This is a genomic window from Methylobacterium currus, from assembly GCF_003058325.1.
In the GTDB taxonomy this organism is placed as follows: domain Bacteria; phylum Pseudomonadota; class Alphaproteobacteria; order Rhizobiales; family Beijerinckiaceae; genus Methylobacterium; species Methylobacterium currus.
The window spans coordinates 1027934-1048559 of record NZ_CP028843.1; the positions used below are offsets into that span (position 1 = coordinate 1027934).

Genomic DNA, 20626 nt, shown 5'->3' on the forward strand with positions numbered 1-20626 from the left:
CGCTAGCCTCCGGTGACGCGGGTGGAGCGCGGCAGGGCCGCGAGGCGGCCGGCTGCTGCGAGGATCAGATCGATCCCCTGCGGGAAGCCCGCATGGTTGCGGGCGAGCCGGTCGAGCATGTCCGCCGGCAGCGGCGCGGCGGCGAGGCGGGCGCTGCCCCGGATGCCCGGTCCGTCGAGGCGCCAGCCCGCGCGGTCCGAGAGGTCGGAGACCGCCAGCACCAGGGTCGCCGAACGGTCCGGATAGGCCGGCGTTCCTTGCGCGAACATGCCGAATTCCGGGCAGGCGGCGGGGTCTGAGACCAGCGCGAAGGCCGCTTCCGCCGGATTTTCGGTGATGCGCGCGCCGGTGTGGAAGCGGAGAAAACCCGCCACGGCCGGGCTCCGCGCGAGGGCCGCATCGAGCCAGAGCGGCGCGTCGCCGTCGGCCAGCGCCAGCGCGACCGCGGCGAGTTCGGGGTCGAGCGGCGCCGGGGGATCCAGGTCCGTCGCGAGAGGCTGGATCGTGCCGGGACGCGCCAGCGCATCCATCACGGCGCGGAAGACGCCCTGGGCGTCGTGGACGGGATCGGCAAAGCCGCGAGCGAGCATCAGTCTTCTCCCCGGGCCATGGTGAAGAAGTTCACCCGCGTCGCCGCGATCCGGCGGGCCTCGGCCGCGCGCTCATGCCTGCGGCGGATTGCGACGGGGGCGAGTACGGCCTCGACCGCCTCGCGCCGTTCCGGCCGCTGCCACAGGGCGTCGAGGGTCGCGGCGAGCCGCGCCTTCGCCCGGTCGCGGCCGAGATGATAGGCAAAGCCGGTCTCGCCGCCGCTCAAGCGCACCGCCGCCCGGGTCACCGTCGCCTCGCCGAGGTTGAATGGCTGTCCGTCGCCGCCGATGCGGCCGCGGGTCATCACCAGGCCGGTCTCCGGCGGGCGCAGGTCCTCGGGCTCGTCGACGGCACCGAGCGCCGCCAGGGCGTCGCGCAGCTCCTCCGCGCGGGCCTCGCCGCAGAGCGCCATCACGGCGCGGCGGGCGGCGGGATCGGGCGATTCGCTCAAGGGTGGGGTATGGTCCGGCATCGGGATTGCCTGCTGGCCTCCGTGTTGTCTAGTGGTATAGACAACCAACGAACCTCGGGCAAATGAAGTTTGGATGACGGTATGGGCGCGGGCAGCGACGGCACGGTGACGGTCCTGGCGCGGGGCGAGGGTCTGGCGGCGTGGCGCCAGATCGCGGACGGCCTCTCCGCCGACATCGAGGCCGGTCGCCTCGCCGCGGGCAGCCAGCTGCCGACGGAGGCGGCCCTGGCGGCCCGGTTCGGGGTCAACCGCCACACCGTGCGCCGGGCGCTGGCAGCCTTGGCCGAGCGCGGGCTGGTGCGGGCGACGCAAGGGCGCGGCACCTTCGTGGAGACGCCGCGGCTCGCCTATCCGATCGGCCGGCGCACCCGCTTCTCGGAGATCGTCAGCAAGGCGGGTCGCGAGGCCTGGGGCGACCTGCTCGGGGCCGCCGCCGTGCCGGCGGATGCGGCGACTGCCGAGGCCTTGGCGATCGCTCCCGGCTCAGCCATGCTCGAGTTGCAGACGATCCACCGCGCCGACGACACGCCGCTCTCGACCGCCCGCACCTGCCTGCCGCTGCCGCGCTTCGATGGGTTCGACCGCGCCTACGCGGCGCTCGGCTCGCTCACCCGGGCCTATGCGGAGTTCGGCATCGCCGATTACACCCGTCTCTCGACGCGCATCGGCGCCCGCCCCGCCGCCGCCGACGAGGCCGCCCGCCTCGATCTGGCGCCCGGCCGGGTCCTGATCGTGCTCACCAGCGTCAATGTCGACGCGGCAGGCGTGCCGATCCAGGCGACGCGCAGCCTGTTCGCGGCGGACCGGGTGGAGCTGGTGGTGGAGGGGTAGGGCCGGCGGCTCGCGCTGCCGCGTCCCCGGATCGTTCGTCTTGGGCGAGACCCGGCCGATTGCGCCGGTGCGCCCGTGATGGAGAAGGGGGCTGCCGCGTCGCGCAGTCCGGACGCCGGCCGGGCGCAAGCATTGTCCGACGTGGCGGTTGCCAGCCCACCCCATCCACGCCCTCATCCTGAGGTGTCAGTCGATTGAAGATCGCCGGCACCTCGGGATGAGGGTGCGGGTGGGACAGCCAATGCTTGCGGCCTTCACGTTACGGTCGCGTACCGTCAGGCACCGTGATCGGGCGCTGCTTCAGCGGACCTGCTTCCGCGAGGTCGAACCGTTCAGCGCGATCCTGCCCGACCGCGCGGACGTCGTCCGGTCAGGCAGAGTGTCGAAGGAACGCGCGGGCCCGCGATCCGAGCCCGCGCGCCTTCTCACATATTGATGTAGTTCGGACCGCCGGGACCTTCCGGCGTGACCCAGTTGATGTTCTGGTTCGGGTCCTTGATGTCGCAGGTCTTGCAGTGGACGCAGTTCTGCGCGTTGATCTGGTAGCGCGGCGCACCGCCCTCCTCGATCCACTCGTAGACGCCTGCCGGGCAGTAGCGGCCGGAAGGCCCGCCGAACACATCGTGCTCGGAGGATTTCTGCAGGCCCATATCCTTGACCTGGAGGTGGACCGGCTGATCTTCCTCGTGGTTGGTGTTCGAGAGGTAGACCGACGAGAGACGATCGAAGGTCAGCACCCCGTCGGGCCTGGGGTACTTGATCGGCGTCACGTCCTTGAGCGGCTTGGTGCAGGCATAGTCCGGCTTGCCGTGGCTCAGCGTGCCGAACAGCGACAGGCCGGCAAGCTCGTTGAGCCACATGTCGAGGCCCCCCAGTCCCACGCCGATCACCGTGCCGTATTTCGACCAGAGCGGCTTGACGTTGCGCACCCGCTTCAGGTCGTAGCCGATCGGGCTCGACCGCCAGCCCTCCTCGTAGGAGGTCAGCTCGTCCTGGGCCCGGCCGGCGGCCAGCGCCTCGTGGATCGCGCCGGCGGCCTGCATGCCGGACAGCACCGCGTTGTGCGAGCCCTTGATCCGCGGCACGTTGACGAAGCCGGCGGAATCGCCGACGAGGCAGCCGCCCGGGAAGACGAGCTTCGGCACCGATTGCCAGCCGCCCTCCATGATCGCCCGCGCGCCGTAGCCGATGCGCTTGGCGCCCTCGAACACGTCGCGGATCATCGGGTGGGTCTTGAAGCGCTGGAACTCCTCGAACGGCGACAGGGTCGGGTTCTCGTAGTTCAGGTGCGTCACGAACCCGACCGAGACCAGGTGGTCGTCGAAGTGGTAGAGCCACGAGCCGCCGCCGGCCTTGTTCGGCAGCGGCCAGCCCATCGAGTGCTGCACCAGCCCCGGCCGGAATTTTTCGGGCTTGACCTGCCACAGCTCCTTCACGCCGAGCCCGTACTTCTGGTGGTCGGAATGCTGGTTGAGGCGGTAGCGGTCGATCAGCTTCTTGGTCAGCGAGCCGCGGGCGCCCTCGCCGAACACCGTGTACTTGGCGCGCAGCTCCATGCCGCGGGTGAAGTCGTCCCGTGCCTCGCCCGAGCGGGCGATGCCGAGATCGCCGGTGGCGATGCCGACCACCGCGCCGGCCTCGTCGTACAGGATCTCGGCCGCCGGGAAGCCCGGATAGATCTCGACGCCCAGCTCCTCCGCCTTGCGGCCGAGATACTTGGTCACATTGGAGAGCGAGCCGACGAAGTTGCCGTGGTTGCTCATCAGCTTCGGGAAGGCGATGTTCGGCAGGCTGATGCCGCCGGCCGGCCCGAGGAACATGAACTCGTCCTTCACCACCTCGGTCTTGAGGGGGCGGTCCGGATCCTCGCGCCAGTCGGGCACCAGCGAGTCGAGGCCGCTCGGGTCGATGACGGCGCCCGACAGGATGTGGGCGCCGACCTCGCTGCCCTTCTCGACCACCACCACCGACACCTCGGTGCCGGCTTCGGCCGCGAGCTGCTTGAGCTGGATGGCGGCAGCCAGCCCGGCCGGACCCGCTCCGACGATCACCACGTCGAAGTCCATCGCCTCGCGTTCCGGCAGCTCCATCCCGTTCCTCCCTGGTGTCGCAATAGTTCACATATAAACGATCTCGGGCCGCCTCAAGCGGTTCCGGCGGCCGGACCGTGCGACGGCGTGTCCCCGGGCGCAAGCGGCGGCGCCCGGCCCTCACGCGCGAGAATGCCTGTGCGCGTCATGTCGCGCCTGTTGTCCACAGCCGCGCGGCACGCCACATCAGACTTATGACACCCGACGCTTCCGACAGCCGCGACCTTCTCTCCTTCCTCGACTTCCACGTCGCGGCGGGCGTCGATGCCGTGCTGGACGAGACGCCGCACGACCGCTTCGCCGAGCCGGAGGCGCCGCGCCGGGCGGCGCGGGAAGCGGCAGAGCCCGAGGCACCGACCTGCCGCGCCGCGTCGGCGGAACCGCCGCCGCCCGATGAGCCGGCCCGGCTGGTGCCCGCGCGCCAGGAGATCCCGCCTCGACAGGAGGTCTCGGGTCGACAGGAGATCCCGCGACGAGAAGCCCCTCGGGCGGAGACGCCCAGCACCTATGGGCGCTCCGCCGCCGCGGCCCCCGGCGAGGCGGCGGGCGATGCCCGCGAGCTCGCCGCCACCGCCGCGAGCCTGGAGGAGCTGGAAGGCCTGCTTGCCCGGTTCGAGAGCTGCGCGCTTCGCTTCACCGCCAAGAACCTCGTCTTCGCCGACGGCAACCCGCAGGCGCGGGTCATGTTCGTCGGCGAGGCGCCCGGCGCCGACGAGGACCGGGTGGGCAAGCCGTTCATGGGCCGCTCGGGCCAGCTCCTCGACCGGATGATGGCGGCGATCGGCCTCGACCGCTCGAACGCCTATGTGGGCAACGTCGTCCCCTGGCGCCCGCCGGGCAACCGCAACCCGACCCCGCAGGAGATCGCGACCTGCAAGCCGTTCATCGAGCGACAGATCGCGCTGGCCGATCCCGACTTCCTGGTCTGCCTCGGCGGCGTCGCCACGCAGGCGCTTGCCGGCACCAAGGACGGCATCCTGAAGTCCCGCGGCCGCTGGTTCCCCTATCGCACCGGCAAGCGCGAGATCCGGCTGCTCGCCACCCTCCACCCGGCCTACCTGCTGCGCCAGCCGCTGCAGAAGCGCCTCGCCTGGCGCGACTTCCGCGCGTTGCGCGCCGCCCTCGACGAGGGGGAGCGGTAGGCCGCCTAAGCGGAACCGTGCCGGCTCCCGTCGATTACTCTTGAGCCTCAGGCCTGCGCCGCGTAGCCGTCGCCGCATGAGGCAAGGGGCCAACGGGTAGCTGACCATGCGCTGGGAAGATTTTCGCACCTCCGACAACGTCGAGGACCGTCGCGGCGAAGGCGGCGGCGGCGGAGGCTTCGGCTTCCCCGGAGGCGGTGCCGGGGGCCTCGGCATCGGCACCATCGTGATCCTGTGCATCATCGGCTGGGTCACCGGCATCAACCCGGCGATCCTGATCGGCGGCGCCGAGACCGTGACGCGCCAGCGCGCGCCCCAGGAACAAGGCCAGCAGCAGGGCCAGCAGCCCGACCGGCGCACCGGCGCCCCCTCGGACCAGACCGGCAAGTTCGCCGCCGCCATCCTCGGCAACACCGAGGACGTGTGGAACCAGGTGCTGCCGAACCAGACCGGGCGGCAATACACCCCGACCACGATGGTGCTCTATACCGGCGGCACCCGCAGCGGCTGCGGCCAGGCACGGGCCGCGATGGGCCCGTTCTACTGCCCGCTCGACAAGAAGGTCTATCTCGACACCACCTTCTTCAAGGAGATGGAGCAGAAGTTCCGGGTGAAGGGCGACTTCGCCTACGCCTACGTCATCGCCCACGAGGTCGGCCACCACGTCCAGGACGTGCTCGGCATCCTGCCGAAGGTGCAGCGCAAGCAGCAGCAGGTCGGCGAGCGCGAATCGAACGCCCTCTCGGTCCGCGTCGAGCTGATGGCCGATTGCCTCGCCGGCGTCTGGGCCAAGAACTCGGACGACCGCTTCAAGGCGCTGGAGCCCGGCGACATCGAGGAGGCGATGCAGGCGGCAAGCGCCATCGGCGACGACCGGCTGCAGAAGCAGAGCCAGGGCTACGTCGTGCCGGATTCCTTCACCCACGGCTCCTCGGCCCAGCGCATGCGCTGGTTCCAGACCGGCTATCGCAGCGGCCAGACCCAGTCCTGCGACACCTTCCGGGCCGCGCAGCTCTGATGGCCGGGCTCGACCAGGCCCGCGCCTTCGTGCCGCTCGGCATCGCGGTGCTCACCGTCTCGGATACCCGCACGCTCGCCGACGACCGCTCGGGCGACACGCTCGCCGAGCGCCTGACACAAGCGGGCCACCGCCTCGCCGCCCGGGCGATCGTGCCGGATGACGTCGAGGCGATCCGCGTTCAGGTGCGGGAATGGGCGGCGGATCCGGCCGTGGACGTCGTCATCACGACCGGCGGCACGGGCTTCACCGGCCGCGACGTGACGCCGGAGGCGCTGGAGCCGCTGTTCGAGAAGCGGATGGACGGGTTCTCGGCGATCTTCCACCGCATCTCCTACGACAAGATCGGCACCTCGACCCTGCAATCGCGGGCCACCGCCGGAGTGGTGAAAGCCACCTACGTCTTCGTGCTGCCGGGCTCGCCCGGGGCCTGCCGCGACGCCTGGGACGGCATCCTGGCGGCCCAGCTCGATTACCGGCACCGGCCGTGCAACTTCGTCGAGATCATGCCGCGCCTCGACGAGCACCTGAAGCGCGGTTCGATCAGCCCCGCAGCAGCGCCCCCCGCAGGGGCCTGACCGGCAGGCGGGCCTTGAGCGGCAGGCCCGCCCGCACGGCCTGCACCCGCACGAGGTCGCCGGCCCGCACCTGGCGGGTGCCTGTCAGCGCCTCGCGCCGCCCGGCGATCCGCTCGAACAGGGCGGCGTGCGGGCGGCGCAGCCGGCCGACCGCGTCGGCTTGCGTCGTGGCGCCGAACCGGTCGAGCACGCGGATCCAGCCCTCCGCCGGCACGTCCCCGGCCTCCAGGCACAGCATCCAGGGCCGGCGCGCCAATCCTGCCGCCGCCACCCACGGGCTCTTGCCCCGCGCCACCAGGGCCGCCCCGGTGCTCTCCGCCATGGTGGCGACCTCCGGATCGTCCGGATGCTCTGCTGCGATCACCGCATCGCCCACCACGCCCGCCGCGACGCCGGCCACGAGGGCCGCCAGGGTGTCGGCGAGGGCGTCGATGCGCTCCGGATCGATCGCGCCGGGAAGGTGGATGGCTGCCGTGAACATGATCGCGCCATAGCGGATGGGAGGCGGCGCGTCCTGCCTTGATCGTTGGCACTTGCGCTTGTTCCTGTTTTGTTCAAATCTCGGCCGCGTTCGACGGGGGAGACCAGAATGGAATCGGGATGCGGGTGGGCGGCGCGGCGCCTCGCCGGGTCGACTCCGGTGGCGGAATCCCGCCGCGGGCGCGGCGCCACCGCCAACCCGACCGGCCGGTTCGAGGCCGCCGCGCGCGAGGCCTTCGCGGATGGCTGGGAGATCGAGGAGGAGCTGCCGCCGCTGCGCACCGAGGTGACGCTGGAGCGGGCGCGCAGCATCATCACCCGCAACGACTCGCCCGATATCGGCTTCGACCGCTCGATCAATCCGTATCGCGGCTGCGAGCATGGCTGCGTCTACTGCTTCGCCCGGCCGAACCACGCCTATGCGGGCCTGTCGCCGGGGCTCGACTTCGAGACCAAGCTCTTCGCCAAGCCCGACGCCGCCGCCCTCCTGGAGCGGGAACTGTCGGCTCGGGGCTACGCGCCCCGCACCATCGCGCTCGGCACCGCCACCGACCCGTACCAGCCGATCGAGCGGCGCTACCGCCTCACGCGCGGCATCCTCGAGGTGCTGGCGCGCTTCCGCCACCCGGTCGGCCTCGTCACCAAGTCCGACCTCGTCCTGCGCGACCTCGACATCCTGGCGCCGATGGCGGCGCAAGGCCTGGTGAAGGTCGCGCTCTCGGTCACGACCCTCGACCCCGACCTCGCCCGCCGGATGGAGCCCCGCGCCCCGCGGCCGGAGAAGCGCCTGGCGGCGATCCGGACCCTGGCCGCGGCTGGGGTACCGGTGATGGTGCTGGTGGCGCCGCTGATCCCGGGCCTCAACGACCACGAGATCGAGGCCGTGCTCGCCCGCGCCCGGGAGGCGGGCGCCAGCGAGGCCGGCGGTGTGCTCCTGCGTCTGCCGCACGAACTCGCCGACCTGATGCGCGACTGGTTTTCCGAGCACTATCCCGACCGGGCGGGTCGGACCTTCGCGCTGCTGAGCGAGGCCCGCGGCGGCAAGGTCTATGACGCGACCTATGGGCGGCGCTTCACCGGGACGGGGCCTTATGCGGATCTGCTGGACCAGCGGATGCGCGTGGCGATGAGCCGGCTCGGCTATCCGGCGGAGAGGATGCGGTTGCGGACGGATCTGTTCGCGGTGCCGGTGGGGGTGGGTGGGCAGTACAGTTTGTTTTGAGGCGGGTGCGCATCACCGGATGAGGCGCGGGTTTTTCGTCGGGCAACCTTGCCATCCGCGGGAAGGACCGATGCGTCTTTCCCCTAGGGAAATCCCTGCTACCTTCCCACCATGACCGGCCGGCTTCCGCCCACCCTCGACACGCCCCGCCTGCACCTACGCCCCGTCGCCCCCGAGGACGCGGAGGCGACGAGCGCCATGATGACCCCGGCGGTGAGCCAATGGCTCGCCTCCTGGCCGCTGCCCTTCACCGTCGCGATGGCGCGGGAGCGGATCGCGACGGCGCGCGCCATGGCGGAGTCGGGGCAGGCGCTGTCGCTCGCAGTGACCGCCCGCGACACCGGCGAACTCCTCGGCTGGATCATGCTGCACCGGACCCGCGAGGACCCGCGAAAAGCCGCCCTCGGCTACTGGCTCGGCGAGGCGCATCATCGCCGGGGCTACCTGCGCGAGGCGGCCAACGCGCTGCTCCCGGTCGCGGTCGCGTGGCTCGACGTCGACCGGATCGAGGCCAGCGCGCAACCGGAGAATGCCGGCTCCTTCGCGGTGATGCGGGCCTACGGCCTGACCTTCCGGCGCGAGGCGGTGATCCACGCCCCGGCGCGGAATCGCCAGGAGCTGGTGCATGTCTACGTCGTCGCGCGCGACGCCCTCACTCCGCCGTCAGGCACAGCTCGAAAGTGATGCAGGCGGCGTTGGCGCCGCGGAGCAAGACCCCCTCGTGGATGGCGCCCGCCACGTCAACCACCGCGATATCGAGATGCGCGACCAGGTCACCGTCAGGCCCGGAGCGCACGGTCCCGTCGGGAATCAACACCTCGCTGGCATCCGTGGGGATCACCCGCCCGTCGGCGAAGGCCGGCTGCACGATGCTGCCGATGCCGCGCACCCGCGCCGTCGCGAGGCCGTGCGCGCGGGCGGCCGCCTCGATCGCGGCGTGGATCTCCTCGTTCGGCTGGATCTTCAGGAGCAGGCACCCGGGCTCTCCCGCCGACAGGGGAACCGGGGTGAAGAGCGAAAAATTGGTCTCGGCATCCGGGATGACCCGCCAAGCCGCGCCCGCCGCGCCCCAGGCCTCTGCCCGGACCGGTTCCGCGATCACGACCTCCGCCGGCAGCAGGTGACCGGCGCGGCGTTGCCCGTCGGGCTCGATCCAGGTGCCGTGGACGTGCAGGAAGCCCGCGCCGTCGCGCTCGCCGAAGGTGACGCTCGCCCGTTCCAGCCGGGTCTCGCCCGCCGGGCGGAAGGTCTCGCTGTAATAGGCGGCGAAGCGCGGATCCGACGAGAGGGCCGGCATCACGTAGGCGAAGGGCGAGAAGGTCCCGCCGGAGAGATGCACCACGCCGCCCCGCATCCCGGCTTCAGTGAGCGGCCCGGCGACGGCGTCGAGGAGCGTGCGCCCCGGCGCCAGGTCGAAGGCGCGATGGAGGAGGGCGCCGCTGGCGGCAAGCCAGCGCTCCGGCCGGGCGGGGCCCGGCTGGGCGAGGGTGGCGAAGGGCGCTTCGGTCCGCGTCTGGGGCGCGCTCATCCCTGCGCCTTCCCGCCCAGAAGGCCCGCCGCCTCCAACTCTTCCCGCACCATCTTCTTGGTGATCTTGCCGTAGCCGGATTTCGGCAGCGAGTCGCGCAGGATGACCCGGCGCGGCAGCTTGTAGCGGGCGACCTTGTCGAACAGGAACGCCATCACGTCGTCCTCGGAGAGTGTCATGCCCTCGCGGGCGACGCAGACCGCGATGCCGATCTCGCCCCAGGTCGGGTCGGGCACGCCGAGCACCGCGGTCTCGGCCACCGCCGGATGGGCCAGGATCTTCTCCTCGATCTCCCGCGGGTAGATGTTCGAGCCGCCCGAGATGTACATGTCGGAGGCGCGGCCGGTGATGTAGAGGAACCGCTCCGCGTCGAGGGTGCCGAGGTCGCCGGTGCGGAACCAGCCGTCGCGAAAGGCCTCGGCATTGGCCTTCGGGTTCTCCCAGTATCCGGCGAACACCGCCGGGCCGCAGACGCAGATCTCGCCGGTCTCGCCGGGCGCGACCTCGCGGCCCTCCGGATCCTGGATCTGCACCTGCATGCCGGTGCGCTCGAAGCCGCAGGTGCCGATCTTCACCCCCGGCCCGTCCTCGGCCTCGTGCAGGGCCGGCGGCAGCACCGTGATGTTGCCGGTGACCTCGCCGAGGCCGAAATACTGCACGATCACCTTGCCGAGGGTGCGAAGCGCCCGCTTCTGGTCCTCGCGGTACATCGGCGCGCCAGCATAGATGATGTAGCGCAGGGACGAGTGGTCGTGGGCGTCGACCGCCGGATGCTCGACCATCATCTTCAGGATCGTCGGCACCGTGAACATGTTGGTGATCCGGTGGCGCGCCACCAGACCCCAGACCTCGGCCGCGTCGAAGCGCTCGGAGGCCGGCAGCACGGAGGTCACGGCGCGGGCGACCTGCGCCACCGCGTGCACCCCGGCCCCGTGCGAGAGCGGCGCCACCACCAGGGAAGCGTCCGTCTCCGGGCTGGTGCCCGGCATCAGGTCGCAGAGGTGGTTGGTGATCACGAAGGCCATCTGGCCATGGGTCAGCACCGCGGCCTTCGGCTTGCCGGTGGTGCCGGACGTGTAGAAGAACCAGCACGGATCGTCGTGCTGGACGGAGGCGTTCGCCACGCATTGGCCCGCGCCCTCCGCCACCACGTCCTCGTAGGCGACGCCGGCGGCTGGCCCCTCGCCGATGACGACGACGTGGCGCAGATCCGGGCAGGCCGCCTGCACGGCGGCGACGTGGTCCGGGTAGTCGGCGTGGCACAGGAAGGCGGTCGCGCCCGATTGCTGCGCCAGATAGGCGACGTCGCCCGGCATCAGCCGGAAGTTCGTCGGCACGAACACCGCGCCGAGCCGGAACGCCGCGTACATGATCTCCAGGATGGCGTTGCCGTTGCGGGCATGGACCAGCAGCCGGTCTCCCTTGGCGATCCCGCGCTGGCTAAGCGCCGCCGCCAGCGCCGACACCCGGTCGTCGAACTGGCCCCAGCTCCAGCTCCGCTCGCCCCAGACGATGGCCGGGCGGTCCGGGTGACGCGCGGCGGCCTGGGTGAGGGAATGGGCGAGGTTCATCACCCGGCGCGACATCGGGGTCATCATCGGGCAGCCCTCGGGGTCGTCGTGGTCACGCTGTGTCCTCCCTGGCGGCGCCGGCCGTTCGGCTCGTGCGCGTCCGCGTCGCCGGGAGCTTACGACGCTCCGGGCGGGAAGCGGAAGCGCCGGGGGCGCATGCGCCGGCTCATACCTTGCGGGACTTGAAGCTGAGCCGGTGATGCCGGGTGAGGCCGAGGCTCGCCATCGCGGCCCGGTGCACGGCGGTGCCGTAGCCGACATTGCGCTCCCAGGCATAGGCCGGGTGGCGCCGGGCCAGCGCCCGCATCAGCCGGTCGCGCACCACCTTGGCGACGATCGAGCTGGCGGCGACCTGCGGCACCAGCCGGTCGCCGCCGACGAACGCCCGGCAGGGCAGGGGCAGGCCGGGGGGCACGTCGCGCCCGTCCACCGCCACCTCCGCGTCGATGCCGAGGCGCAGGACCGCGCGGCGCATGGCGTCGAGGGTGGCGGCGCGCACGTTGATCCGGTCGATCAGGTCGCGGGAGGCGCCGGCCAGCGCCACGCGGCAAGCGGCCGAGATCCGCGGCGCCAGGTGCTCGCGGGTGGCGGCGTCGAGGCGCTTGCTGTCGTCGAGGGCCTCCAGCAGGTCGCCCGGCAGGGCGGCGGGGTCGAAATGCACCGCCGCCACGATCACGGGGCCGCAGAGCGCGCCGCGGCCGACCTCGTCGCAGCCGATGAGGACGGGGTAGCGGGCGGCGTGGCGGGCATCGAAGGGGCGCATCGCGCAGATGTGCGCGCGTTGCGGTTTCGAAATCCCTCTCAATCCACCCGATGACGTTCCCTTCCGGGCGCCGCGGCGCGATGATCGGCCGCAACGAAGGCGCGTCGAGGCGCCGGAACGGGGAGGATGCCTGAGGCCCTACGGGTCCGGTCACGCGCTCGCGCTGTCGTGTCTTGGGCTCACGGCATTTGGCACGCGGCATGCCGCTCCCGGCTTCCGGCCTCGCTCGGCCCGGATTCAACCGCTGGAGGTATGCTGCCCATGAAGGTCGCCCTCGCCGTCGCCGCGCTCTCCCTCGTCCAGCCGGCGCATTCCTGGTATCCCTTCGAGTGCTGCTCGGACCAGGATTGCGAGCCGATCTCCGACGCCGTCGAGGTACCGGGCGGCTACCAGACGCACGGGATCTTCGTGCCGATGGCGAAGGTGCGGCCGAGCCAGGATGGGCGCTACCACTGGTGCCACCGCGGCGGCTACGTGTTCTGCTTCTTCGCGCCGCTCGCAGGGTGACACTCCCCCTTGGCGGGCGGGCGGCTTGCTGCCACCTCTGGGCGGCGGGCGCGTTCCGAATGGGCGCAGGGCCCCGCGACAAGGAGGATGCATGACCACGCCGCCGCGGCAGAACCCAGTCCTGGCGCTCGCCTTGCCCGTCGCGCTGCTCGCCGGAGCCCTGTCGATCGGGTTCTGGACCCTCGACCACATCCGGGTCACCCGCGCCCGGGCGCTGGCCGCGCAGATGTGGATGCAGCCCTGAGACACCGGCTCAAAAAAGGACCGCGCTCCGAGGAGGCGGCCCTGAAGTCATTTGGGTCTCGAAACCTCGGAGGAGGCCCGGCCCGCCGGCATCGCGGGGGCTGGGGGGCTGGGTACCGGAGCGGCCGACGGGCCGGGCCATGAGGTCGGCTTACCCCTACGCGCGCATCAAGGCCGGCGCGCGGCGCGATTACGGCGATTTGTGGGCGTATGCGCCCGTTTCCGCGTATTTCCGCTTCGCATCGGCGAGTTGCTGACGCCCTGTCTCTCCGGCGCAACCCTTGCGGGGCCGTGGGTGCCATCCCATCATGGTCAGGAGCGGGTCGTTCGCCGGCTCGTCATCGCTGCGCCCGACGTGCGAATTATCCCGCGCGAATCACCCCGACAGGCAGGAGACACGATGAGCGAAGGAGAGACGGCCGAAAGCTGGAGCGCCGGCGCCCAGGTTGTATCTTTCCCGGGACCTTTCCCGCGCGCCGCACCGCAGGTGTCATTCCATCGCGACGAGCTGCGCATCATCCTGAACCTCTACGGCCGGATGGTCGCCGAGGGCGAATGGCGGGACTACACGATCGACTTCACCCGCGAGAAGGCGGTGTTCTCCATCCACCGCCGCACCTCCGAGCGGCCGCTCTACCGCATCGAGAAGGACCCGCGCCTCGCCCGGCGCCAGGGCGCCTATGCGGTGATCGCCGAGACCGGCCGCATCCTGAAGCGCGGGCACGATCTGGCGCAGGTGCTGCGGGTGCTGGAGAAGCCGCTCAGGGTGGTGTGAGGCGCTGACCGGTGCGCCGGCCTGAACCCTCCCCCCTCCGCGGGGGACGATGGCGAACGGAGCGAGCCGGGAGAGGGGAACCACGCTTCCAGAGAGGTCGCGCGTGATGACAGGCGCCTCCCGGATCAGCGTCGCTCTGCCCCTCTCCCGCCCGGCTCCGTCGGGCACCCTCCCCCGCGGAGGGGAGGGTCGGGGCCGGCGCATACCGCCCCTTAACGCTTCCGACGCGCATCCCCCTCTTCATCCCCCGGCAAGCATCTTTGCCAACCGGAACGACAGGTTTCCCGGCGGATTATCACGGGGCTGATAAGGTCACGCTCGAGGACCGCAGGGATGCACAAGCAGAGTGGATGGATCGCGGCGGGGATCGTCGCGGTGACGATGGCGGCCGGGCCGGCCGTGGCGCGGGAGCTGGTCGCCTTCGACGCGGCCGCGGAAGCAGGCACGGTGGTGGTGCGGACCGCCGAGCGGCGGCTGTACTTCATCAACGGGGACGGGACGGCGATCCGTTACCCGGTGGCGGTCGGCAAGGCCGGCAAGCAATGGACCGGCTACGCCCGCATCGACGGAAAATACCTCCGGCCGGCCTGGTCGCCGCCCGACGAGGTGAAGCGGGACAATCCCCGCCTGCCGGACGTGATTGCCGGCGGCTCGCCGAGCAACCCGATGGGCGCCGCGGCCCTCACCCTCGACCGCGGCGAGTACGCGATCCACGGCACCAACCGGCCGGGATCGATCGGCACCTTCGCGTCCTATGGCTGCATCCGCATGTACAACCAGGACGTGGCCGATCTCTACGGCCGCGTCCAGGTCGGCGCCACCGTGGTGGTGACGCGCTGAGCCCTGGAGCATTTTCCGACGAAGCGGATCCCGGTTCGTCGCAGAAAATGCGGCAGAATCAAAGACCTAGAGCATCATCCGATTGCAGCGCGATCGGACGATGCTCTAGCGCCCGTGCACCTGCGCGGGCGGCGAGGTGGCCTCGACGGCGGTGAAGGTCTCGAGGATGCGGTAGGTGTGCCGGGCCCCCGCCGGCACCAGCCAGGAATCGCCCGGCTCCAGGCGCACGGTCTGGCCCTCGACCACCAGCTCCGCCCGGCCCGAGATCACGTAGCCGACGGTCTCGTAGTCGCGGGCGGCGCTCGGCTTGTCGTGGGTCGGCGGCTCGTCGGCCCACAGCCGCATCGCGACATGCTTGCCGGAGGCGAGGATGCGCTCGCCGTGCGGTCCCTGCGGCGACTGTCCGCCGGGCACCGTCTTGATCGTCGTGTCGCCCATGATCCTGCTCCTGCCGGGGACATGATGTCCCGTGTCGGGGACGTCATGTCCGTATCGGGGACTTCGCGGCCCCATCGTCGCGTCTTCGCGACCCCAACGGCAGCGGGCGGCGGGCGTTCCGGATCCCGGGCTACCGGAGTGTCGCGGCGATCGCCCGCTGGATGCCGCGAATGTCGGCCCCGCGCTTGAGGGTGCGAGAAATCGGGTCGGGCCGGCCCGAGACCCAGATCGTCAGCTCCGAATCGAGGTCGAAGTTGCCCGCATTCTCGATCGCGAACGAGGTGATCGCCCGGTACGGCACGGTGAGGTAGGAGACTTTGCGCCCGGTCACGCCCTGCTTGTCGATCAGGATCATCCGACGGTCGGTGAAGACCATCAGGTCGCGGATCACCCGGAACGCCACCTGCACGGTCTCGCCCGGGACCAGCATCCCGTCGAGTTCCTGGGCCACCGCCTCCGGCGCCGCGTCGCTGCCATGGCCGAGCAGGCCGTCGAGCAATCCCATCACCGCACCCCTCAGAAGTCGGTCGCCAGGCCCTTCACTTCCCAATCGTCGTAGCGCACCGGCTCCAGGCCGCCGCGGCCGTTGATCTCGCGCTCGCGCCGGATCTCCCCGGCCCGGGCGTCGATCTCGGCCCGCCGGGCCTCGGCCTCGGCCAGCGCACGCTGCGCGGCCGGCGACAGGGTCCTCGGCTCGGACTTGGTTGCAGGGGCCTCGCTCTCGCTCATCGGTCGACTCTCGATCGCTCCACGTCGCGGCGCTTGCATCTCGGGCGGCCGGATGCCACCCCGGAACGCAAGGCCGCCGGTCCCTCCGAGGTGGAGGGCACGGGCGGCAGCGTCAAGGTCGGGCCCGGTCTCGGATCATGTCCGCAGGGGCCTTCAGTCCGCGCCACGGGCGCGGTGGGGTGAGGATGGACGAACAGCACAACGAGGTCGCAGGCCCGGCGATCGCGGGCCCGGCGGTCGCCGGCCTGCCGGCGCGGCGCCTCGCCTGGGGGATCGTGGCGGACCTGCTCGGCAAGAACCGCGGCACCACGCTCGAGGATGCGATGGAGCCGGCAGTCCACCGGGCCGCCCTGCCGCCGCAGGATGCGGGCCTCGCCCGCGCCATCGCCACCACGACGTTCCGGCATCTCGGGGTGATCCTCCATGCGCTCGACCAGCGCCTGGCGAAGGGCCTGCCGCAGGACCAGCCGGGCCTCGTCGCCCTGCTCGCCACCGGGGCGGCGCAGATCCTCTACCTCAACGTCCAGGACCATGCCGCCGTGGACCTGGCGGTGCGCCTCGCCAAGGCCGAGCCCGGCCTGCAGCACCTCCCGGGCCTCGCCAACGCGGTCCTGCGCCGGATCGCCCGGGAGCGCGACGCGATCCGCCAGGAGGGCGATGCCGAGCCCCTGCGCCTCAACACGCCGGGCTGGCTCGCGCGGCGCTGGGTCGCCGCCTATGGCGAGGAGACGGCCCGGGCCATCGCGGCCGCCCATGCAGGCGGGGCGGGGCTCGACCTGACCTTGCGCCCCGGCGCCCCGATTCCTGAGGGCCTCGAGGGCCGGCGCCTGCCGGGCGGTTTGAGCCTGCGCCTCGACGATGCCAGAACCCCGGTGCCGGACCTGCCCGGCTTCCAGGACGGTGCCTGGTGGGTGCAGGACGCCGCCGCGGCGCTGCCGGCCCATCTCCTCGGGGTGCGGCCCGGCGAGCGGGTCGCCGATCTCTGCGCGGCGCCCGGGGGCAAGACCGCTCAGCTCGCCGCCGCGGGCGCCGCGGTGCTGGCGGTCGACCGCTCGGCCCCGCGCCTGCGCCGGCTCGAGGCGAACCTCGCCCGTCTCGGCCTGTCCGCCGAGGTGCGGGCCGTCGACGCGCTGGCGCTGCCGGAGGACCAGCCCTTCGACGCGGTGCTGCTCGACGCGCCGTGCAGCGCCACCGGCACGGTGCGGCGCCACCCGGACGTCGCCTGGTCGAAGCGCGAGAGCGACCTTCCCCGCCTCACCGCGCTCCAGGCGAGGCTCCTCGACAAGGCGGCACGGCTGGTCCGCCCGGGCGGGCGCCTCGTCTACTGCACCTGCTCGCTGGAACCGGAGGAGGGCGAGGCCCAGACCGCGGCCTTCCTGACGCGTCACCCGGACTTCGCCCGCCTCCCGATCGCTCCCGCGGAGGTCGGCGACCCCGCCCTCGTCACCGCGGCGGGCGACCTGCGCACCCTGCCGTCGCACTGGCCGGACGAAGGCCGCGGCGGGCTCGACGGCTTCTACGCGGCGCGGCTGGAGCGCAGGGGAGCGTGAGGACGGGGAGCGCGCAGAATCTGTTCACGGGTCGGCCTGACGGTTTGACCCGGCGATGATCCTTGACCATTCCTTGACGAGAGGCGCCGCCGCCCGATGCCGGCCCCTTGAGCAGACCTGCGTCGGCGTGCCGGCGCGTCGTCCGCTCAGGCTTTCGGTGTGTCGCAGGGTTTCGTCGCAGGACCGGCGGCCGCTCGTGCGGAACCTGCGGGGCAGGAGGTGGCGTGGGTTGGGGGCCTGACCGCTGGCGATTCTACCGCCTCGTCGGGCACGAGGCGGGACGCGTCCTGCGGGCTGCCGCCGTGCGCGCGACCTCGCGCCCCTCGGCGCTGGCCCGCCTGCGACCGACCGGCCTCGTGATCGCGCCGCAGGACCTGCGCACCAGCGACGCGACCATCGCGGCCGACATCTATGCCGGGCTGTTCGTGTTCGCCGGGCGGGCGCTCGCCACCGGCGGGCGCTCGCCGTTCGATTTCGCGCCGCCCTCGCCCCAATGGGGCGAGGAACTCTACGGCTTTGGCTGGCTGCGCCACCTGCGCGCCGCCGAGAGCGCGCTGTCGCGCGCCAACGCCCGCGCCTTCGTGCAGGACGTCATGGCGGGCCGCGGCGACCAGGCCCTGGCCCACCGGCCGACGGTGGTCGCCCGGCGGCTGATCTCGCTCCTGTGCCAGTCGCCCCTGGTGCTGGAGGGGGCGGACCACGCCTTCTACCAGGCCTTCCTGAAGCTGATCGGGCGCTGCACCCGCAGCCTCGACCAGGCCCTGCGCCGCGGCATCATGCCCCGCGACCGGCTCGTCGCCGCGGTGGCGCTCGCCTATGCGGGCCTGTGCTGCGAGGGGTTCGAGCCGGTCCTGCGCCGGGGCACGCGGCTCCTCCACCGCGAGCTGACCCGCCAGATCCTGCCCGATGGCGGCCATCGCAGCCGCGACCCGGGCTTCGCCAAGGACCTGCTCCTCGACCTCCTGCCCCTGCGCCAGAGCTTCCTGAGCCGCGACATCGCCCCGCCGGAGGCCCTGCTCAACGCCATCGATCGGATGCTGCCGCTCCTGCGGCTCCTGCGCCACGGCGACGCCTCGCTGGGCCACCACAACGGCATGGGGGCGACCGCCGCCGACCAGCTCGCCACCCTGCTGGTCTATGACGGGGCGCTCGCCAAGCCGCTGATGCACGCGCCCCATTCCGGCTACGCCCGCCTCGAGGGCGGGGGCGGCACCCTGGTGGTGGCCGACATCGGCGCGGCTCCCCCGCCGGCCTATTCCGCCGTGGCCGGGGCCGGCTGCCTCTCCTTCGAGCTGTCCTGCGGGCCGCAGCGGCTGGTGGTGAATTGCGGCATGCCGGCGACCGGCGAGGAGATGCGCGCGCTCGCCCGCACCACCGCCGCCCATTCCACCGCGTGCCTCGCCGATTCCTCCTCCTGCCGCTTCCTCGCCCTGTCGCAGCCGGGCCTGATCCATCCGCTCGCCGCGTGGCTGAAGCGCCGGATGGGGCCGATCGTCGTGCGCGGCCCCTCCGACGTCACGGTCGAGCGCGGCACCGACCCTGCGGGCGCCGGCCTGCTCGCCGGCCGGCACGACGGCTACGCCCCGACATTCGGCCTGCTCCACGAGCGGCGCTGGCGCCTGCATCCGGACGGCGCCCTGCTGGAGGGGCATGACGGCTTCGTGCGCGACGGGGCGGGACGGAGCGGTCCGGTCGAGGCGGCGATCCGCTTCCATCTCCACCCGACCGTGCGGGCGAGCCGGGTCGGGCGCGGGGTGCGGCTCGCCGGGGCGGGCGCGCCCTGGCTGTTCGAGGCCGACGAGCTCGATCCGGTGATCGAGGAGAGCGTGTTCTTCGCCGCTCTCAACGGCGCCCGCCGCACCGAGCAGATCGTTCTCCACCTCACCGTCGCCGACGGGACCCGGGTGGCCTGGCGCTTCCGCCGCCTGGCGGATTGAGCCCATCTGTTCGCGCTTGCGATCGATATTTTTCTCGGCCCTCACTCATTTGAGGGTTTTGCGGCCCTGAATGAACATTCTTTGGGCAGGCGTCCATGTTACATAACCGTGCCGAGTCGGCCTCGGGCGGGGAATTCCACGGAATGAAGCTGGACGCGCCGACCCTGGTGACCGTGACCGTCTTCGTGATGGTCGTGATGGGGGCGCTGTACCTCCTGTCCTGGAGCCAGGCCCGGCAGACCCGGGCGCTGGGCTTCCTCGGCGCCGCCCAGATCGTCGGCGCCGCCGCGGTCACGCTGTTCGGCCTGCGCGACGTCATCCCGGACTGGCTGTCGATCGGCCTCGCCAATGCGGTGATGCTCGGGGCCTTCGGGCTGATCTGGGGCGGCGCCCGCTCGTTCGAGGGACGGCGCGTCCCGTTCCCCTGGATCGCCGCCGGCCCGATCGTCTGGCTCGCCGCCTGCCTGGTACCGCCGTTCTACGCCTCGCTCGGCGCCCGGGTGATCCTCTCCTCGGCCGTCGCGGGCCTGGCTTGCGCGCTCGCCGCCCGCACCCTCTGGCACCATCGCGGCGAGCGGCTGCCGTCCCGGGCGCCGGCGGCGATCCTGCTCGCCAGCGAGGCGCTGCTGATCTGGGCGCGGATTCCCGCCACCCTGGTCCTGCCGGCGCCGCCGACCGGAACCCCGGACCAGACCTTCTGGGTGGCGGCCCTGTCCTTCGTCGCGCTGCTCTACACGGTGGCGGTCTCGGTGCTGTTCATGGCGATGGCCAAGGAGCGCCTCGAGGCCGAGCAGCGCCGCGTCGCCGAGACCGACCCGCTCACCGGAATCGCCAACCGCCGAGCGCTGGCGGACGCGGCCCGCCGGCTGCGCGCGGCCGGGCCGACCGCCCTGCTGCTGTTCGATCTCGACCATTTCAAGCGGGTCAACGATACCTACGGCCACGCCGTCGGCGACGCGGTGCTGATCGGCTTCTGCGCCGCCGCCCGCCAGGTCCTGCCCGACGGGGCCGCGTTCGGGCGCCTCGGCGGCGAGGAATTCGCCTGCCTGCTGCCCGGCGCCAGCGTCGCCGAGGCGGCGGCCACGGCCGAGACCGTGCGCCTCGCCGTGGCGACGATGCGCCCCGACCTGGTTCCGGGCCTCGCGGTCACGGTGAGCATCGGCGTCGCCAGAAGCACGGGCAAGATGGGAGCGGGGGACTTCGACACCCTGCTCGGCCTCGCCGACCGGGCGCTCTACCAAGCCAAGGCGCAGGGGCGGGACCGGGTGGTGCTGGCCGGGCCGGACCTGCGGCAAGTGGCGTGAGAGGAGACCGGGTCTCT

23 protein-coding genes are annotated in these 20626 nt (G+C 72.1%); 13 read left to right on the plus strand and 10 right to left on the minus strand.

Annotated elements, in window-relative coordinates:
• Positions 1–2: 2 nt before the first annotated feature.
• Entirely contained in the window at positions 3–590 is a 588-nt protein-coding gene (phnH, locus tag DA075_RS04670) for a phosphonate C-P lyase system protein PhnH (RefSeq protein WP_099952224.1), read from the minus strand.
• Complete coding sequence (gene phnG / locus DA075_RS04675) at positions 590–1063, minus strand: phosphonate C-P lyase system protein PhnG (protein WP_099952225.1); 474 nt, start codon at positions 1061–1063, stop codon at positions 590–592. The genes phnH and phnG overlap by 1 nt, the downstream gene beginning before the upstream one ends.
• Positions 1064–1144: 81 nt before the next feature.
• Here phnG and phnF point away from each other — a divergent pair, with 81 nt between their 5' ends.
• Entirely contained in the window at positions 1145–1894 is a 750-nt protein-coding gene (gene phnF, locus DA075_RS04680; protein ID WP_099952226.1) for a phosphonate metabolism transcriptional regulator PhnF, read from the plus strand.
• Between the two features lie 425 nt (positions 1895–2319).
• Here the strand turns inward: phnF and DA075_RS04685 are convergent, their stop codons facing one another.
• Positions 2320–3984 carry an electron transfer flavoprotein-ubiquinone oxidoreductase gene (locus DA075_RS04685; RefSeq protein ID WP_099952227.1) on the minus strand — a complete coding sequence of 555 codons (1665 nt, stop codon included), beginning with the start codon at positions 3982–3984 and terminating at the stop codon, positions 2320–2322.
• Positions 3985–4178: 194 nt separating this feature from the next.
• Between DA075_RS04685 and DA075_RS04690 the strand changes: the two genes are divergently transcribed.
• The 3 genes from DA075_RS04690 (at position 4179) to moaB (ending at position 6722) form a co-directional block, all read left to right on the plus strand.
• Positions 4179–5126, plus strand: a complete 948-nt coding sequence (locus DA075_RS04690; RefSeq protein ID WP_099952228.1) for a uracil-DNA glycosylase — start codon at positions 4179–4181, stop codon at positions 5124–5126.
• A 106-nt stretch (positions 5127–5232) separates the two neighbouring features.
• Positions 5233–6144: a KPN_02809 family neutral zinc metallopeptidase gene (ypfJ, locus tag DA075_RS04695; protein WP_099952229.1), complete on the plus strand. Its 912-nt coding sequence runs from the start codon at positions 5233–5235 to the stop codon at positions 6142–6144.
• Positions 6144–6722, plus strand: coding sequence for a molybdenum cofactor biosynthesis protein B (gene moaB / locus DA075_RS04700; RefSeq protein ID WP_099952230.1), 579 nt, complete (start codon positions 6144–6146; stop codon positions 6720–6722). Before ypfJ ends, moaB begins: the two co-directional genes overlap by 1 nt.
• Here moaB and DA075_RS04705 read toward each other — a convergent pair.
• Positions 6688–7203: a hypothetical protein gene (locus DA075_RS04705; RefSeq protein WP_099952231.1), complete on the minus strand. Its 516-nt coding sequence runs from the start codon at positions 7201–7203 to the stop codon at positions 6688–6690. The two genes, moaB and DA075_RS04705, sit on opposite strands and share 35 nt — an antisense overlap.
• A 108-nt stretch (positions 7204–7311) precedes the next feature.
• Here DA075_RS04705 and DA075_RS04710 point away from each other — a divergent pair, with 108 nt between their 5' ends.
• The gene (locus DA075_RS04710) at positions 7312–8424 is read left to right on the plus strand and encodes a PA0069 family radical SAM protein (RefSeq protein ID WP_099952232.1); all 1113 of its coding nucleotides are present in this window, start codon (positions 7312–7314) and stop codon (positions 8422–8424) included.
• Positions 8425–8535: 111 nt separating this feature from the next.
• A complete protein-coding gene (locus tag DA075_RS04715; protein WP_099952233.1) occupies positions 8536–9108 on the plus strand; it encodes a GNAT family N-acetyltransferase in 573 nt (190 codons plus the stop codon).
• On the opposite strand, the gene DA075_RS04720 is transcribed toward DA075_RS04715, so the two are convergent.
• The 3 genes from DA075_RS04720 to DA075_RS04730 form a co-directional block, all read right to left on the minus strand.
• Positions 9077–9952: a PCC domain-containing protein gene (locus DA075_RS04720; protein ID WP_099952234.1), complete on the minus strand. Its 876-nt coding sequence runs from the start codon at positions 9950–9952 to the stop codon at positions 9077–9079. The two genes, DA075_RS04715 and DA075_RS04720, sit on opposite strands and share 32 nt — an antisense overlap.
• Complete coding sequence (locus tag DA075_RS04725) at positions 9949–11547, minus strand: acyl-CoA synthetase (protein WP_099956406.1); 1599 nt, start codon at positions 11545–11547, stop codon at positions 9949–9951. Before DA075_RS04725 ends, DA075_RS04720 begins: the two co-directional genes overlap by 4 nt.
• A gap of 142 nt (positions 11548–11689) precedes the next feature.
• Positions 11690–12286, minus strand: coding sequence for a ribonuclease HII (locus tag DA075_RS04730; protein WP_099952235.1), 597 nt, complete (start codon positions 12284–12286; stop codon positions 11690–11692).
• A gap of 261 nt (positions 12287–12547) precedes the next feature.
• Here DA075_RS04730 and DA075_RS04735 point away from each other — a divergent pair, with 261 nt between their 5' ends.
• The 4 genes from DA075_RS04735 to DA075_RS04745 all read left to right on the plus strand — a co-directional run bounded on the left by DA075_RS04735 (position 12548) and on the right by DA075_RS04745 (position 14651).
• Entirely contained in the window at positions 12548–12793 is a 246-nt protein-coding gene (locus tag DA075_RS04735; protein ID WP_099952236.1) for a hypothetical protein, read from the plus strand.
• Positions 12794–12884: 91 nt separating this feature from the next.
• On the plus strand, positions 12885–13037 hold the full coding sequence (locus tag DA075_RS36395; RefSeq protein ID WP_164712162.1) for a hypothetical protein: 153 nt from the start codon (positions 12885–12887) through the stop codon (positions 13035–13037).
• Positions 13038–13436: 399 nt separating this feature from the next.
• Positions 13437–13811 carry a DUF2794 domain-containing protein gene (locus tag DA075_RS04740; RefSeq protein WP_099952237.1) on the plus strand — a complete coding sequence of 125 codons (375 nt, stop codon included), beginning with the start codon at positions 13437–13439 and terminating at the stop codon, positions 13809–13811.
• Positions 13812–14144: 333 nt separating this feature from the next.
• Positions 14145–14651, plus strand: a complete 507-nt coding sequence (locus DA075_RS04745; RefSeq protein WP_099952238.1) for a L,D-transpeptidase — start codon at positions 14145–14147, stop codon at positions 14649–14651.
• Positions 14652–14756: 105 nt separating this feature from the next.
• On the opposite strand, the gene DA075_RS04750 is transcribed toward DA075_RS04745, so the two are convergent.
• From DA075_RS04750 to DA075_RS04760, 3 genes are all read right to left on the minus strand, one after another.
• Entirely contained in the window at positions 14757–15089 is a 333-nt protein-coding gene (locus tag DA075_RS04750; protein ID WP_099952239.1) for a cupin domain-containing protein, read from the minus strand.
• Positions 15090–15219: 130 nt separating this feature from the next.
• The gene (locus DA075_RS04755; RefSeq protein WP_099952240.1) at positions 15220–15594 is read right to left on the minus strand and encodes a PH domain-containing protein; all 375 of its coding nucleotides are present in this window, start codon (positions 15592–15594) and stop codon (positions 15220–15222) included.
• A gap of 11 nt (positions 15595–15605) precedes the next feature.
• Positions 15606–15818, minus strand: coding sequence for a DUF1674 domain-containing protein (locus DA075_RS04760; protein WP_099952241.1), 213 nt, complete (start codon positions 15816–15818; stop codon positions 15606–15608).
• A 185-nt stretch (positions 15819–16003) separates the two neighbouring features.
• Between DA075_RS04760 and DA075_RS04765 the strand changes: the two genes are divergently transcribed.
• The 3 genes from DA075_RS04765 to DA075_RS04775 all read left to right on the plus strand — a co-directional run bounded on the left by DA075_RS04765 (position 16004) and on the right by DA075_RS04775 (position 20609).
• The gene (locus DA075_RS04765) at positions 16004–17368 is read left to right on the plus strand and encodes an RsmB/NOP family class I SAM-dependent RNA methyltransferase (protein WP_099952242.1); all 1365 of its coding nucleotides are present in this window, start codon (positions 16004–16006) and stop codon (positions 17366–17368) included.
• Between the two features lie 224 nt (positions 17369–17592).
• Positions 17593–19305 carry a heparinase II/III family protein gene (locus DA075_RS04770; RefSeq protein ID WP_099952243.1) on the plus strand — a complete coding sequence of 571 codons (1713 nt, stop codon included), beginning with the start codon at positions 17593–17595 and terminating at the stop codon, positions 19303–19305.
• 143 nt (positions 19306–19448) lie between these two features.
• Entirely contained in the window at positions 19449–20609 is a 1161-nt protein-coding gene (locus DA075_RS04775; protein ID WP_099952244.1) for a GGDEF domain-containing protein, read from the plus strand.
• Positions 20610–20626: the final 17 nt, after the last annotated feature.

What these genes read in the sequence shown, in the direction of transcription:
- DA075_RS04710 (WP_099952232.1), top strand. Translation starts at nt 7,312, where the DNA reads ATGGAATCGGGATGCGGGTGGGCGGCGCGGCGCCTCGCCGGGTCGACT.
- DA075_RS04730 (WP_099952235.1), bottom strand. Translation starts at nt 12,286, where the DNA reads ATGCGCCCCTTCGATGCCCGCCACGCCGCCCGCTACCCCGTCCTCATC.
- DA075_RS04775 (WP_099952244.1), top strand. Translation starts at nt 19,449, where the DNA reads ATGAAGCTGGACGCGCCGACCCTGGTGACCGTGACCGTCTTCGTGATG.
- DA075_RS04720 (WP_099952234.1), bottom strand. Translation starts at nt 9,952, where the DNA reads ATGAGCGCGCCCCAGACGCGGACCGAAGCGCCCTTCGCCACCCTCGCC.
- DA075_RS04685 (WP_099952227.1), bottom strand. Translation starts at nt 3,984, where the DNA reads ATGGAGCTGCCGGAACGCGAGGCGATGGACTTCGACGTGGTGATCGTC.
- DA075_RS04765 (WP_099952242.1), top strand. Translation starts at nt 16,004, where the DNA reads ATGGACGAACAGCACAACGAGGTCGCAGGCCCGGCGATCGCGGGCCCG.
- phnG (WP_099952225.1), bottom strand. Translation starts at nt 1,063, where the DNA reads ATGCCGGACCATACCCCACCCTTGAGCGAATCGCCCGATCCCGCCGCC.
- DA075_RS36395 (WP_164712162.1), top strand. Translation starts at nt 12,885, where the DNA reads ATGACCACGCCGCCGCGGCAGAACCCAGTCCTGGCGCTCGCCTTGCCC.
- phnF (WP_099952226.1), top strand. Translation starts at nt 1,145, where the DNA reads ATGGGCGCGGGCAGCGACGGCACGGTGACGGTCCTGGCGCGGGGCGAG.
- moaB (WP_099952230.1), top strand. Translation starts at nt 6,144, where the DNA reads ATGGCCGGGCTCGACCAGGCCCGCGCCTTCGTGCCGCTCGGCATCGCG.
- DA075_RS04735 (WP_099952236.1), top strand. Translation starts at nt 12,548, where the DNA reads ATGAAGGTCGCCCTCGCCGTCGCCGCGCTCTCCCTCGTCCAGCCGGCG.
- phnH (WP_099952224.1), bottom strand. Translation starts at nt 590, where the DNA reads ATGCTCGCTCGCGGCTTTGCCGATCCCGTCCACGACGCCCAGGGCGTC.
- DA075_RS04760 (WP_099952241.1), bottom strand. Translation starts at nt 15,818, where the DNA reads ATGAGCGAGAGCGAGGCCCCTGCAACCAAGTCCGAGCCGAGGACCCTG.
- DA075_RS04725 (WP_099956406.1), bottom strand. Translation starts at nt 11,547, where the DNA reads ATGACCCCGATGTCGCGCCGGGTGATGAACCTCGCCCATTCCCTCACC.
- DA075_RS04745 (WP_099952238.1), top strand. Translation starts at nt 14,145, where the DNA reads ATGCACAAGCAGAGTGGATGGATCGCGGCGGGGATCGTCGCGGTGACG.
- DA075_RS04705 (WP_099952231.1), bottom strand. Translation starts at nt 7,203, where the DNA reads ATGTTCACGGCAGCCATCCACCTTCCCGGCGCGATCGATCCGGAGCGC.
- DA075_RS04750 (WP_099952239.1), bottom strand. Translation starts at nt 15,089, where the DNA reads ATGGGCGACACGACGATCAAGACGGTGCCCGGCGGACAGTCGCCGCAG.
- ypfJ (WP_099952229.1), top strand. Translation starts at nt 5,233, where the DNA reads ATGCGCTGGGAAGATTTTCGCACCTCCGACAACGTCGAGGACCGTCGC.
- DA075_RS04690 (WP_099952228.1), top strand. Translation starts at nt 4,179, where the DNA reads ATGACACCCGACGCTTCCGACAGCCGCGACCTTCTCTCCTTCCTCGAC.
- DA075_RS04740 (WP_099952237.1), top strand. Translation starts at nt 13,437, where the DNA reads ATGAGCGAAGGAGAGACGGCCGAAAGCTGGAGCGCCGGCGCCCAGGTT.
- DA075_RS04715 (WP_099952233.1), top strand. Translation starts at nt 8,536, where the DNA reads ATGACCGGCCGGCTTCCGCCCACCCTCGACACGCCCCGCCTGCACCTA.
- DA075_RS04755 (WP_099952240.1), bottom strand. Translation starts at nt 15,594, where the DNA reads ATGGGATTGCTCGACGGCCTGCTCGGCCATGGCAGCGACGCGGCGCCG.